Source organism: Petralouisia muris, from assembly GCF_004793545.1.
Lineage (GTDB): Bacteria > Bacillota > Clostridia > Lachnospirales > Lachnospiraceae > Petralouisia > Petralouisia muris.
Genome location: NZ_SRYA01000032.1, coordinates 11,762 through 26,054, shown reverse-complemented (window position 1 = coordinate 26,054; position 14,293 = coordinate 11,762). Strand labels below are relative to the sequence as shown.

The 14,293-nt window shown below is 45.7% G+C and carries 7 protein-coding genes and 1 pseudogene; 6 read left to right on the top strand and 2 right to left on the bottom strand.

Features of this window, described 5'->3' with window-relative positions:
* Positions 1-101: 101 nt before the first annotated feature.
* Entirely contained in the window at positions 102-1,301 is a 1,200-nt protein-coding gene (locus E5329_RS15785; protein ID WP_135990444.1) for a helix-turn-helix domain-containing protein, read from the bottom strand.
* A gap of 160 nt (positions 1,302-1,461) precedes the next feature.
* Between E5329_RS15785 and E5329_RS15780 the strand changes: the two genes are divergently transcribed.
* The 6 genes from E5329_RS15780 (at position 1,462) to E5329_RS15755 (ending at position 12,600) form a co-directional block, all read left to right on the top strand.
* On the top strand, positions 1,462-2,877 hold the full coding sequence (locus E5329_RS15780; protein ID WP_135990443.1) for a glycoside hydrolase family 5 protein: 1,416 nt from the start codon (positions 1,462-1,464) through the stop codon (positions 2,875-2,877).
* Positions 2,878-2,990: 113 nt separating this feature from the next.
* The gene (locus E5329_RS15775; protein WP_135990442.1) at positions 2,991-5,729 is read left to right on the top strand and encodes a family 78 glycoside hydrolase catalytic domain; all 2,739 of its coding nucleotides are present in this window, start codon (positions 2,991-2,993) and stop codon (positions 5,727-5,729) included.
* Positions 5,730-5,748: 19 nt separating this feature from the next.
* Complete coding sequence (locus tag E5329_RS15770) at positions 5,749-7,101, top strand: family 43 glycosylhydrolase (protein WP_135990441.1); 1,353 nt, start codon at positions 5,749-5,751, stop codon at positions 7,099-7,101.
* Positions 7,102-7,137: 36 nt separating this feature from the next.
* Positions 7,138-8,541: an MFS transporter gene (locus E5329_RS15765; protein ID WP_135990440.1), complete on the top strand. Its 1,404-nt coding sequence runs from the start codon at positions 7,138-7,140 to the stop codon at positions 8,539-8,541.
* A 25-nt stretch (positions 8,542-8,566) separates the two neighbouring features.
* On the top strand, positions 8,567-11,020 hold the full coding sequence (locus E5329_RS15760; RefSeq protein WP_275443338.1) for a glycoside hydrolase family 3 C-terminal domain-containing protein: 2,454 nt from the start codon (positions 8,567-8,569) through the stop codon (positions 11,018-11,020).
* Positions 11,021-11,106: 86 nt separating this feature from the next.
* The gene (locus E5329_RS15755) at positions 11,107-12,600 is read left to right on the top strand and encodes a family 43 glycosylhydrolase (protein WP_135990439.1); all 1,494 of its coding nucleotides are present in this window, start codon (positions 11,107-11,109) and stop codon (positions 12,598-12,600) included.
* Between the two features lie 475 nt (positions 12,601-13,075).
* Here the strand turns inward: E5329_RS15755 and E5329_RS15750 are convergent.
* Positions 13,076-14,043, bottom strand: a pseudogene (locus tag E5329_RS15750) (IS1380 family transposase); the annotation flags it as partial.
* Between the last annotated feature and the right edge of the window lie 250 nt (positions 14,044-14,293).

Here is a 14,293-nt window from a genome sequence, read left to right as displayed (position 1 = left end):
CGGCAGGGACAGGCTGGTTCCCTATAGAGGGACGTTTGCGTTATGTTCATTGAGATCATGTTTTTTTCGTCAGGGGATGTTGATCCTGTTTCTATAGATTCTCAACGTACATCGGGATGTTTCCGATACATATTCGGTGTAACCCCAAATTTCTTTTTAAACACGTTCTGAAAATACGCCTGGCTGGAAAAACAGAGATAACTGCTGATTTCGCTGATGGATTTATCCGTGTAAGTCAGCAGTGATTTTGCCTCTTCAAGCTTGCAGCGCATGATAAATCCATTCATTTCAAACCCAAGTTCCTTCTTAAAACAGTGTGAAAGATAAGAGCGGCTTTTGCCGACATAGGCAGCCACATCAGAGGTGGAGATTGCCTGATTAGTATGTTGTTTGATATACTGGATGCACTTGTAGATATCCGAAGTGGTGTCGCGGGGAATCTGTGCCTGCGCCACGCGGCGCGTAAAGTCCAGCATCATATTGTACTGCAGCTGATAAATTGCTTCCGCATTCTGGAGTTTTTCACTTTCTTGAATGTAGATGTCGCTGAGCTGGTAGGCGGATTCGATGTCAAGCCCCCCTTCAATTGCATAGCGGGTAACCAGTGTGACTGCCGTGATAAGGATATTTTTCGCCTGACGTATGGTATTGTCTGAGAGTTGGCCCGCCTGTATGGAGAATGCGTTGGAAAAAAATTTTTTTAACCCTTCGACGTTTCCGCAGCGGATATAATCTAAATACAGCTGTTCATAATGGTATGTGTTGTGGAAATGTTCCATCTCTTTGGAATCGTAGCTTTTCAATGAATGAAGGGAAGCGACAGAAGTGCTTTTCGTGTCAACGTATACATTCAGATATGTGTCAATATCAATCACATCATTTAACAATTCCTGATAAAACAAGGCTAAAAAATGGCAGAACTGATGAAAGGAATATACGGGCATGAATTGATACAGTTCTGTCAGCTGCTCTCTGTGTTCCAGCGGGATAGAATATTCCTTCATGATATTCCTGATGGTTTCAGGGGAAGGTAAAATACTGATGACGGGACCGATTAGAACCATCTGTTCCGTTTTTTCGTTTTGTACAAGGCCGATATAGTGAAGCTCTTTTGTGGCAAGATAGGAGATGGCCTGTTTTCTGGAAACCAGTTCGGATAAATGGGGAACGGCAAGATCAAAAGGAAAACCGGTGTTGGGCAGTACCAGTTGCAGCTGCTTGTTTTTATAATAATGTATTGGGAGATAGATACAGTTGTACAGCGTCTGGCAGAACGAATAGATTGCATCTTTAGAATTCATGATAACCTCCAGTGAAAAACAGTTTCAAAAAGCAGATAAAGTAACACTTGAAACAATTTTATAATATTTCATGCAAAATTACAATACAGGATGAAATGAAATATTTAAAATAACAGATAGATTGTGAAGTTCTATTTACAAACAGGAGGTTGGGATATTTATGGAACAGATTATAATTAGAGGGATGCATTTTCAGACACCGGATGGAAGGCAGATTTTACTGAATGGCATCAATGTAGTGTGCAAGGATAAAAAGTTGGGATATTTGTTTCCAAATCTGGAAAAATCATTCCGGTCTTTTCATGAGATGGGATTGAACCTCATACGGTTTGGCATTTTCTGGGATGGGGTGGAGCCGCAGCCGGGAGTATATGACATGGAGTATCTGAAAAAAGTAAAAGATACCATACAGCTTGCCCAAAGGTATGACTTGTATGTCATGGTGGATATGCACCAGGATCTTTTCGCGCAAAAGTACATGGACGGGGCGCCTGACTGGGCGGCTCTGGACGAGGGGGCTTATCATCCGGAAGGATGTACGATGTGGTATGATGCCTATCTGCGGAGCGAGGCAATCATCAGGGCGGCAGATAACTTTTGGGCGGATAAAAAGGCGGCGGACGGTATTGGGCTTTTGGAGCATTATGCAAAAATGTGGGAGCAGATCGTGCAGTATCTGAACGACTGCGAGAATATCATTGGCTGGGAGCCGATGAATGAGCCGTTTATGGGAAGTCTTGCACGCAATGCCTTTGGCGCTGCCACGATGAAAATAAAAGAACAGGCGCCGCAGTTTGACCTAAGCTGCCCCGCAGATATCACGCCGGAACAGCAGGCGCTGTTTATGGGCTATGTGACGGAGCGGATGCAGGAATTTGACCGTACTACGTTGATGGATTTTTATCGGCGTATATGGAAAGCTGTCAGCAGATATAGCAGAAAACCGCTTGTTACGGGAGGGAATATTTACAGCAGCAGTACGATCCGCACCGGAATCGGGAGGCTGCAAAATCCATCGGCAGCAGGGAAAGGCATACAGATTTATGCTCCACACGGATACGATTCCGTGGTTGATTCAGACCGTTATGAGAATTTCAGCAAAGAGAATATCGAGCGGCTCTTTGCTGATAAACGCAGTTCCCAGGAGGAATTGGAGCTTCCTTTAATTGTAGGGGAGTGGGGTGCATTTCCATCCAAAGACTTTACGAATGACCTGATCCGCCATATGAACAGGATTCTCGAAAAGTATCTGTGGAGTTCCGCTTACTGGGACTATCATCCAGGAATGGAAGACGATGAGAACTATAGTTCCCTTTGCAGGGCTTACCCGATGGAGACGGCAGGTGAACTGTGTTCCTATCATTATGATGAAGAAAAAAAGTTTCTTGAAATGACGCTTAAAACGGCAGGCAGGAGCAAGGTTTACTGTCCTTTTGATCCTGTGTGTGTGACCGGATTGGGAGAGGACGGAGAATATCCGGTCGATTATAGTGTGGAAAAAGTGGGTAAGACCTCAAATTATGTGTTTTTCAGTCTGAAACAGACCAATGAGATAATAATAAATATAACTGGATAGAACAAATTCACAATAAAAAGCACGCAATTACAATACTTGCATTAAACAAAAAAGTAAAATGTAAATATAGCAGAAAATAAAACAAAAATATAGTAAAAACAGGAGGTGCTTTTATGCAGATAACTGATTTGCGTACAGAGTATCAGAAAAATCCACTGGGACTGGATACAGTAAGGCCGCGGTTTTCGTGGAAAATCGAATCGGAACAGACAGATACCGTACAGGTTGCGTATCAAATTCAGGTCATGTCGGAAGGTCAGATGTTGTGGGACTGCGGCCGCAAGGAATCCGAACAGTCCGTGCTTGTAGAATATGCAGGTCCGGCACTGTTGGCGGAACAGATTTATGAGTACCGCGTAGTGATATGGGATAACCACGCAGAGACGGCGGAGGCAGTCGGAAGCTTTGAGACAGGATTGCTTTCCGGGACGAATTTCCAAGCAGGGTGGATCACACATCCCTTTGCAAAAGAAGAGACGGCCTGTCCGGTTTTTGTGAGGACAATATCGTTAAAGAAAGCGGTAAAGAGGGCGCGCATCTATGCCACGGCACTGGGTGTATACGAGATACGGCTTGACAGGGAAAAAGTCGGAGATGCATTCTTTGCTCCAGGATGGACGAACTACAAAAAACGTCTGCAGTATCAGACATATGATGTGACAGAGCTCATCAATAAGGAGGAGGGTTCCGCCCACACGCTGGAAATTATGGTGGGAAACGGCTGGTACAAGGGAATTTTCGGTTTTACCTGTACGCCGGACCACTATGGAAATCAGGTGGCGCTTCTGGCGGAACTGCATATCCTTTATGAAGATGGTTCTAAGGAAGTCGTTGCTACGGATCAGAATTGGAAGGTTAAGACAGGTTCCGTCAGGTACAGCGAAATCTATATGGGCGAGACAATCGATAGTACATTTACGGACAATGTGTTATCTGAGGCGATACCGTTTTCCTATCCCATGGAGAATATCACGGCGCAGGAATGTGAACCGGTAAGAATCACAAAACGTACTCCCGCAAAAGAACTGATCCTGACGCCGAAGGGGGAGAAGGTTCTGGACTTCGGACAGAATATGGCAGGATTTGTGGAAGTTACAGTAGAAGGAAAATCTGGTCAGAAGATTGTTGTATGCCGTGCAGAGACATTAGATAAGGATGGAAATTTTTATCCGGAAACACTGCGTCAGGCGAAATCGACGGATACGTATATCTGTGATGGCAGCAGGCAGACATTTCTTCCGCATTTTACCTTTCATGGATTCCGCTACATATGCGTGGAGGGGCTTGAAAAGGTGGATCCTGCCGATTTTACAGCGTGTACGCTGCACACAGATATGCGGCAGACAGGAAGTTTTTCTTGCTCTAATGCGATGGTTAACCAGCTGCAGCATAATATCCAGTGGGGGCAGCGCAGCAACTTCCTGGATGTTCCCACAGATTGTCCGCAGCGCGATGAACGTCTTGGATGGATGGGAGATGCGCAGGTATTCTGCAGGACCGCTTCCTACAACATGGAGACAGCATTATTCTTTACCAAATGGCTGCATGATCTGAAGAGTGAGCAGACTGCCCAGTTTGGGCCACCCCATGTGGTTCCCAATATCCTTGCCGATCAGGAGGCGGCAGCGGCATGGAGCGATGCCGCAACGGTGATACCATGGACGGTTTATCAGGTATTTGGGGATAAAAGAGTACTTGCAGACCAGTATGAGAGCATGAAGGGATATGTAGATTACATTACGGCGCACTGTAGTGAAAATGGTCTTTGGCAGACAGGGTTTCAATATGGAGACTGGCTGGCGCTTGATAAAGAGGAGAGTGCAGACCGCACAGGTGCGACGGACAAGTATCTGGTGGCAAATGCCTATTATGCGTATTCTGCGGATATTGTGCGGAGGGCGGCTGAGGTACTCGGATACGAGGAAGATGCAAAGGAATATGCAGCGCTTCATCATAAGATTGAAAAACTGTTTGATGCGGAGTATATCACACGTACAGGAAGGATGGTGAGCGAGACACAGACGGGGTGTGTGCTGGCGCTGCATTTTAACCTGGCACAGGAAAAGTATCGGAAACGAATCGCAAAATCGCTGGAAACAAACATTGCAAACCACAAGAACCATCTCTCGACCGGATTTGTGGGAACCCCCTATTTATGCCATGTATTATCAGAGAATGGCATGCATGAACTTGCGGGAACAATTTTCCTGAAAGAAGATTATCCATCGTGGCTGTATGCGGTGAAAAAGGGTGCGACCACCATCTGGGAGCGTTGGAATTCTATCATGCCGGATGGCAGTTTTGACGAATCCGGTATGAACAGCCTGAATCATTATGCATACGGTTCAATCGGAGATTGGATGTACGAGAAACTGGCAGGGATTAATCCGGCAAAACCAGGATATAAGGAGATACGGATTCAGCCGCGACTGCTCAAGGGAATCACGAGTGTGGACGCATCATTTGATTCGGCATATGGTACGATTCGTAGTGCATGGAGCTGTCGGGACGGAAAAATTACGGTGGATGTGACGATCCCGGCAAATACGACGGCAAAGGTGTATCTGCCGGAGAAGGACGAATCATTGCAGCTTGGTTCCGGGTCATGGCATTATGAGTACGACACGGATACCAGATTGGAGCGGGACAGATTTACTATGGACACTACGCTCGGCGCACTGGTTCAAGAGCCGGCGGCGGTGGAACTCTTTAACCAGTATGTGCCCGGAATGCTGGACGGCCCTATGATTGAGTTTGCCTACGGCATGACCATCAGTGAACTCACGGCAGTGATGCCGCCGGAGGGCATCGGGGTATTTCAGATGGTTTTAGAAAAATTGAATGAGGAATAAAAAGAAGGAGTATGTTGCTATGAGAGAATATATTAATCAGAGAAATCCAATTCTTCCACTTAAGTATCATGTACCAGATGTGGAAGGTCATGTTATGCCGGATGGAAAATTATATATTTATGGCAGTTTTGATGCGTTGGAAGACAGATTTTGCAGTGAAAAATATCATGTGGTTTCCACCCCGGATATGAAATGCTGGACGGTTCATGATACTGCCCTGTCAGGCCGTCAGATTCCCTGGTTTAATGATCCGGATGCCCCCAAATATCAGGGAATCGACTGGCTTCATCCGACGCCTTTTATCCAGAAGATGGTTCAGGGGTATGCGGCGGAGTGGAAAGAGTCCTATGAGAAGGAGCAGGAGAGTGAAAAGCTGCCATTGCTCTGGGCTCCAGACTGTATTTATAAGAATGGAAAATATTACCTCTACTTTTGTATGCCGGATGACAGCGAAGGCGTAGCGGTATCAGAACATCCAGAAGGACCCTTTATCAATCCTGTCCAACTTCCCTGCGGCGGTATCGATCCAGCGATCTTTGTGGATGATGACGGGCAGGCATACTATTATTGGGGACAATTGTTTTCTCATGGGGTCAAGATGAACGATGATATGGTGTCTTTTAATGCGGAAAATATTGTAGATAATCTGGTGACAGAAGAGGAACATTTCTTTCATGAAGGTTCTTCTATGAGGAAAATCGGAGATACTTACTATTATATATATGCGGACATGGAACGAGGAAAACCGACCTCATTGGGGTATTCTACAAGCAAATCGCCATTGGGATCATTTACCTATCGGGGAATCATAATTGACAATGACGGATGTGATCCGGCGAGCTGGAACAACCATGGTTCTATCGAGAATGTAAATGGGCAGTGGTATGTGTTTTATCACCGTTGCAGCAGAGGATGTCAGCAGTACCGGAGATTGTGCATAGAGCCGATTACAATCAACCCTGACGGGAGTATTGATGAAGTGAAGATGACTTCGCAGGGTGCGGGGGAACCGTTTGCGCCCGGTGAAAAGATTTATGGCTATCAGGCGTGCGGCGTCATCGGATCGGTCTATATCGGTGCTGATGAATTATATGAAGAAAAGTTGATGAACATCTCAGCGGGAGATACAGCAGTATTCCGTTATGTACAGAGTGAGACTGCATGGAATAAGATTTCCATTACCGCTTCCGGGAGCGGCAAGATATTGGTTATTATGAATGACCAATATGCCGGCAGCCTTAAGATTGAGGGACAGCCTGGTACAGTTCATACTGTGTCGGGTGGAATCCAGACACCTGCCGGAAAATATGAACTAAAACTTACATTTGAAGAGTCTGATAAGTTGGAAATCATGGAAATCGTTTTAAAGTAGCTTATATGATGGATTAAGAAACAGGAGGGAATAAATATGGCGAAAAAACCATTGGGAAAAGACCAGTTTGGCATTCAGAAGGTAATGCGGGGGAGCGATTATTTTGCAGATTCCATGGGACAGTTTGCGCTGAATGCAGTCAGCGGCATGGTGGGACAGCTGACTTATTTTTATACGGACAAGGCGGGATTGGCGGCAGGGATGGTCGCGACCGTGTTTATGGTCACCAAAATTATTGACGCGTTCACGGATATTATTATGGGAAACATTATAGACCACACAAAGCCGGGCAAAGAGCGGTACAGACCGTGGATTCTGAAGATGACGATACCGGCTGCCCTTATGCTTTTGCTATTGTTTACTGTTCCGAAAGGCAGCACAGGATTGCAGGTTGTATATATGCTGATTACCAATCTGCTGATGACTTCGGTAATCTACACGGCAATTGCAATTCCTTATGCGTCGTTGCAGGTCGTGAGGACAAACAGTTCCGAGGAACGCGGCAAGATGGGGGTGTATCGTGCTCTGGCGGGCTATATTCCGGGAATGGCAATCGTGCTGTCGGTCATTCCGGTCACGAATGCGCTTGGCGGCACGCAGAGCGCATGGGTAAAATTTGCGGCGATTATCGCATTGATTGTTGCACTCTCTCTGTTGCTTTGTTATAAAAAGAGCAGGGAAACAGCAACCGCTGACGGTGTTGTAGAGACCCCGGCAGCGGAAAATGAACTGGATGAGGCGATTCCGCTGATTGATGCCATCGGTAAGCTTTTTAGAAATAAGTACTGGGTGCTGGCGCTGATTATGGGGCTGATGTCTAACGTCACCTATGGACTGGCCAATTCCTCCGGTACATATTACTGCAAATGGATATATGGTGACGATAACCTGGTGGCAATTCTCGGGGCAGTGGGAATGATTCCGACAATTCTTGGATTTGTCTTTGTCGGTCCGATGAATAAGAAGCTTGGTGTTGTAAAGACGCTGCGCGTGAGTTTTCTGCTGGGAATGGCTGCCAATATCCTGCGTATACTGAATCCCACTCATTTTTGGTACAATACGATTCTTGGCTGCATTAGTTCTTTTGCAAACATTCCGATGATGTGCCTGCTTGGTGTGACTACGGCCATGGCAATTGATTACAATGCATATAAGTACGGCAATAGGATGGTGGCGTGTTCACAGAGTGCAACAGGGTTCGGCGGTAAGATTGGAAACGGACTTGGCGCGGCAGTAGTTGGCTGGTGTCTTGCACTCGCGCATTATGACGCATCCATGACAGTGGCGACAGCGGCAACGAGACAGGCAATTTATGCATTTAACATCTACATTCCGTTCGTGCTGTTTCTCATTATGTTTATTTGTGCGGTGAAGTTTGACCTGGAGGCAAAACTGCCGGAGATCAAGGAAGAACTGGAAAAACGCAGATCGCAGAAGTAAAAATTTTCAAAATCAGGAGGAGAAAATGATGAATGAAATCAAGGAAGTCATTGCAAAAATGACATTGGAGGATAAGATAAAACTCTGTTCAGGTGCGAATTTCTGGGAATCAGAGAGCATGGAACAGTATGGGATTCCCTCCTTTTTCATGTCCGACGGGCCGCATGGCCTGCGGACACAAAAAGGGGAGTCGGATCATCTTGGAATCAACCAGAGTGAGCAATCAACCTGTTTCCCGACAGCGTCTGCCAGTGCAGCGTCCTGGAATCCGCAGCTGCTGCGCAGAATGGGTGAAGCAATTGGCGAGGAAGCGCTGCACTATGGTGTGGATGTAGTTCTGGGACCGGGCGTATGCATGAAGCGCAATCCGCTTTGCGGGCGTAATTTTGAATATTTCAGTGAAGATCCTTATCTGGCAGGTGTGATGGGAGCAAATTGGATCCGTGGCGTACAAAGTAAGGGTGTGGGAACCAGTTTAAAGCACTATGCGGCGAACAACCAGGAACAGGATCGTATGATGGGGGACAGCATGGTGGATGAGCGGGCGCTGCGAGAAATCTACCTGTCCGCTTTCGAGATGGCGGTGAAAGAGAGCCGGCCGGATACCGTGATGTGTTCTTACAATAAGATTAATGGGATTTTTTCCAGTGATAATAAGAAACTTTTGACCGATATTCTTCGGGAAGAGTGGGGATTTCAAGGGTTGGTTGTCACAGACTGGGGCGCAATGAATGACCGGATTAAGGCGTTCCAGGCAGGCTGTGACCTCGAAATGCCCAGCAGCAGCGGAATGTTTGATGAGGCAGTAAAACAGGCCGTGGAGGAAGGCAAACTTCAGGAGACTGACATTGACACCTGTGTGGAGCGGATCATCCGGTTGGCCTGGAAGGCGAGGGAAACCCGCAGCAGGCATCATGATGGATATCTGCTCGACGTGGAAACGCATCATGATCTTGCAAGAGAAATTGCGGAGGAGAGTGCCGTACTACTAAAAAATGAGAATGCGCTCCTTCCTTTGAAGAAAACAGCCAGAATTGCTCTGTGCGGCGCGATGGCCGAGACGGTCCGCTATCAGGGCGCAGGCTCTTCCCACATCAATCCGACCAGGCTTTCCAGCCTGCGGGCAGCCATGGAATCGGCGGGCGGAACGCTTTCGTACTATCCCGCGTATGAATCAGACGGAGAAAGGAACGCACATGAGCTGCAGCGGGCTGTTGACGGCGCAAAAGAGGCAGAGGTGGCGGTTCTTGTTGTGGGGCTTCCTGATTCTTATGAGTCGGAGGGCTACGACAGAAAACATATGGCAATGCCGGAGAGCCACTGTGAGCTGGTCAGAGAGATTGCAAAGGTGAATCCAAATGTTGTCGTTGTGCTGATGGGGGGAAGTCCCGTGGAAATGCCGTGGCTTGCGGACGCAAAGGCAGTTCTTAATCTGTATCTTGGCGGACAGGCGGTTGGCGAGGCCGCTGCCGGTTTATTGTATGGCGATGTAAACCCCAGTGGAAAATTGGCGGAAACTTACCCGGCTGCTTATAAGGATTGCTCATCATCAGAGACATTTGGTGTAAATCCGAGACAGGTGGAATATGCGGAGAGTATCTATATTGGTTACCGCTATTATGAAAAAGCGGGAATCCCGGTACAGTTCCCGTTTGGGTATGGACTGAGTTATACCCAGTTTGTGCTTTCGGATCTCACTGTAAAATCCGGTGAAAACACAGTGGGTACAGATTTTGTATGGGAATCACATCAGAAAGATGCGAGACTTATTGTTTCATGCAAGGTAAAAAATACAGGGGACAGGGCTGGTGCAGAAGTTGTACAGATTTACGTGTCAGACCGGACGCCGGATATTTTCAAGGCAGAGAAGGAATTGAAAGGTTTCTGCAAAGTATATCTGGAGGCCGGAGAGGAAAAAGAAGTTACAGTCACACTGGACGGGAGATCCTTTGCTCACTATGATGTGGACACCCGAAATTGGGAAGTGCTGACTGGCGCGTATCAGATTCTGGCCGGAACTTCCAGTGCGGATATCAGGCTGATGCAGGATATTCGGGTGCAGGGAACAGTCGATGCATTGAAATCAGAAGAGATACCCAGCTGGTATATCTGCCCCTCAGGTAAGCCAAAGGTCTCCGATTTTGAAAGGCTCTATGGACAGAAAATTACACCTTTTGAACTGGAAAAGCCGGGAGAGTACACCATGCTGAATACATTGAATGACATGAAAGATAATCCGGTCGTACAGCAGATCATGGAAGGAATTAAGGGCGGAATCCTGCAAAGCTGTGGAGGTGATGAGAACAGTTCCGAGTTTCTCTTTACGACGAGCATCGTGTTCAACACACCACTGATCCGTCTGGTGCAGCAGGGGGGAGGCGCGACGCCGCTTGCGCTGATGCAGGCTGCGGTAGGAGCAGCAAACAATGATCCGGATGCGATTGCTCAGTTAGCGGAGATGATGAATCACATGCAGTAAAGATGTGAAACATGTGTACCAGATTGGAAATATCCAGTGTGAGCAATCGTATTTTTCACAAATAGATGATTAAGAAGGAGAAGAAGATGATGAAGAAGCAAGCATTTAATCCATATTTACCACTGGATACCTACATTCCGGACGGAGAACCCCATGTCTTTGGGAACCGCGTCTATATTTATGGCAGTCATGATGCTGAGGGTGGAGAGAATTTTTGCTTGCTGGATTATGAGTGCTGGTCTGCACCTGTAGATGATTTAAGCGACTGGCGTTGTGAGGGAACGATTTATCGAGCGGAGCAATGCCGTCATTATTCCATAGAACGTCAGGATATATATGCTCCTGATGTAGTACAGGGACAAGATGGGAGGTACTATCTTTATTATGATTTATCTGGTAGGGGAAATCATGGTTTTGATGGCCCAATTTCTGTAGCGGTCTGTGATACACCGGCAGGAAAATATGAGTATTACGGTGATGTAAAATATCCTGATGGTAACCCCCTTTTACGGTTTATTCCATTTGATCCTGCGGTTCTGAATGATAATGGACACATCTACCTGACCTATGGATGGGGACTTGGAATTGATACTCATGCGCCACTTATGCGGCGGTTCATGCCAGCAGTAATGAGTGGGATATTCAATAAGTCCAAAGAAGAAATCAAGGCAGAAGAACCGATGAGTGTTTTGGGGGCAAACCTGGTGGAACTGGAAGATGACATGCTTACTGTAAAAGGCGAGCCTGTACGAATTTTACCGGCGCTTAACAATGCGCCAAAAGGAAGCTGTCTCAGACAGCACAGTTTTTATGAGGCAGCCTCCTTGCGGAAGTTTGGGGAACTATATTATTTTATATATTCTTCTCATGTAAACCACGAATTATGTTATGCAACCAGTCGTTATCCAGACCGTGGGTACGAGTATCGAGGTGTTATTATATCTAACGGAGATATTGGATATAACGGACGGAAGGAGAGTGACCGGCTTTGCGCCACGGGTACAAATCATGGAAGTATTGAGTATATTAACGGAAAATATTACATTTTCTACCATCGCTTAACACATAATACAGCGTTTTCCAGACAAGGTTGCGCTGAAGAAATTGAGATTGGTGAGGATGGAACCATTCAACAGGTTGAAATGACGAGTTGTGGCTTAAATGGAGCGCCACTGAAGACTGAGGGAACCTATCCTGCTGCAATCTGTTGTAATCTGACGCAAGGACATATGCCACATTTGTCGAATGCAAAAAAGAATCGCTATGCTCCAAATATCAATCATGACAGTCAAAACCGGTTTGTGAAAGATATTGAGAATGGCACGAGGGTTGGCTATAAATATTTTTCTTTCACAGGAATAACGCATCTTTCTGTAACGACCAGAGGAACTGGTGGAATACTGCGCATTGAAACAAAGGATTATCGGGAAGTCGCCAGAATTGTTGTAACGCAAGGTGATGAATGGACAGACAGTGAGGTGGTATCCTTTTTATTGGAAGGATATTTGCCATTATATTTTATCTATGAAGGACGCGGAAAGCTAGATTTTTTACAGTTTTGTTTCATAGAAAAAGAGTAATTGTGGGTAGAGTAGCTTTTCCTGTCACTGTATTATATCAGGAATCAGGTGGAGGAAATCTTCCGCATTGGAAAAGGGGAAGGATAAATGCATCCGTTTGACATCCGTCATGATGATGACCTTTCAGCCAACGGAAATCCTGAAAATACTACAGAACTGATATGAGGAAAGTTTTCGGCATAATTGGGCATCATGGAAGGTAGATTTGCTTGCGGATTCAACCAACGATCGTCTGATGTCAGGATGTACAATGGAAGAATTTGGTACAAAACTGGCTGAGATGGGAGTTGATATGGCTCGAATCAATCCTTTACAATTTGCTCCACAGATAGAGACTAAATATGAGTGCCGTCTAAGTGGGGTGTATGAATCTACGTTAAAGTCAATCGTTCCTTACGCTGTTTGGTGTATATGGAGAAGAAATTAAGGCAAATATTAATACAGAAGTTAAGCTGTCAAGGTTCGTTAATAGTCGCTATTCCAGCTGTACATTCAGCTTACCGATATTTGAAAGAGTCTCATTGAATTCCTTCTTATAAGGGCAGCTGCTGCACAGCTTGAATGTGATATATCTTGCTGAATGAATTGCTTTTGCAGCAATCTTCAGCAGTTTTAAACGGACGGTATCAATGCGTTGCTTTCGCATGTCTGCTGATAACGCCAATCGTCTAAACCAATTAAATATGTTATACGCAAGAGCGTGTGCCTGAAGTCTGTTGGCGTTTACCATTCTGGTATGGCTGCTTACGGACGCAAAGTCAAAACCGGATTTGCTTTCTTTGATGAAGTTTTCCATCAGCCCTCTCTTGCAGTAAAATTTGCTGAGACACTCTGGTGAAGAATCCATGTTTGTGACAATAAATGTGTGCATGTAAACCATTTGGTTTTCCGGTTCTTCAACTTTGCATGCCACCCGCTTTTCATAAGGCCATGAACCTGCTTTGTGCATAAATTCACCATAAACTGCCGCATAATCAACTTTATTATTCCTGGCGATCTCATCAAGCTCATCCACAAGATGGGATACTTTTTCACGGAGAATGCCATTCTCTTTCAGCCGAATTACATAGCTTGTGCCATTTTCCCCGCACTGCTTATAAAGGTCAGGCATAGCAAAACTGCTGTCACCACGAAGCAGAATACGGATTTGCGATAATCATTCAGGCATTCATCAAGTATCGGCTGCAGGAAGTCAACCACTCCGGCGCAGGAATGCTGTGTTCCGTCACGAAGCTGGATTTTTATCAGATCTCCGGTCATTCCATCATAACAAGCAAGTGGATGATAACCATTGCTTTGACAATGAAAGTTAAATGCTCTGCCTTCCTGTTTGCCGTATGCATCAAGAAGAGTGGAATCCAGATCCAGAATCACAGCCTGCGGCGTCTGAATACTGTAAATTTTATTCCGAAGCATTCTGCCAATCGCAAGAAACTGGTTTAAGACAACAAGATTTTGCGATTGCAAATTATTTATCACTTGTAAGAACCAACAGAATGGGATTGCCTATTATTCATGCAGTTGGAGTAAAGTCATGGGAATGGTATGACAAACATAATGGTGATTTTGTTTATAAAATCATATGGAAAGAAAGAGGGACAGAACAGTATGTAGAGAATGAATATCCAATAGAATAGTGATGATATATTCCCACAAACAGATAAAACGCTAAAACGGGTATAGAAACATTTCT

Bases quoted from the DNA above. Each gene is read 5' to 3' on its own strand.
- E5329_RS15755 (WP_135990439.1), top strand. From the start codon at position 11,107: ATGATGAAGAAGCAAGCATTTAATCCATATTTACCACTGGATACCTAC.
- E5329_RS15765 (WP_135990440.1), top strand. From the start codon at position 7,138: ATGGCGAAAAAACCATTGGGAAAAGACCAGTTTGGCATTCAGAAGGTA.
- E5329_RS15785 (WP_135990444.1), bottom strand. From the start codon at position 1,301: ATGAATTCTAAAGATGCAATCTATTCGTTCTGCCAGACGCTGTACAAC.
- E5329_RS15775 (WP_135990442.1), top strand. From the start codon at position 2,991: ATGCAGATAACTGATTTGCGTACAGAGTATCAGAAAAATCCACTGGGA.
- E5329_RS15760 (WP_275443338.1), top strand. From the start codon at position 8,567: ATGATGAATGAAATCAAGGAAGTCATTGCAAAAATGACATTGGAGGAT.
- E5329_RS15770 (WP_135990441.1), top strand. From the start codon at position 5,749: ATGAGAGAATATATTAATCAGAGAAATCCAATTCTTCCACTTAAGTAT.
- E5329_RS15780 (WP_135990443.1), top strand. From the start codon at position 1,462: ATGGAACAGATTATAATTAGAGGGATGCATTTTCAGACACCGGATGGA.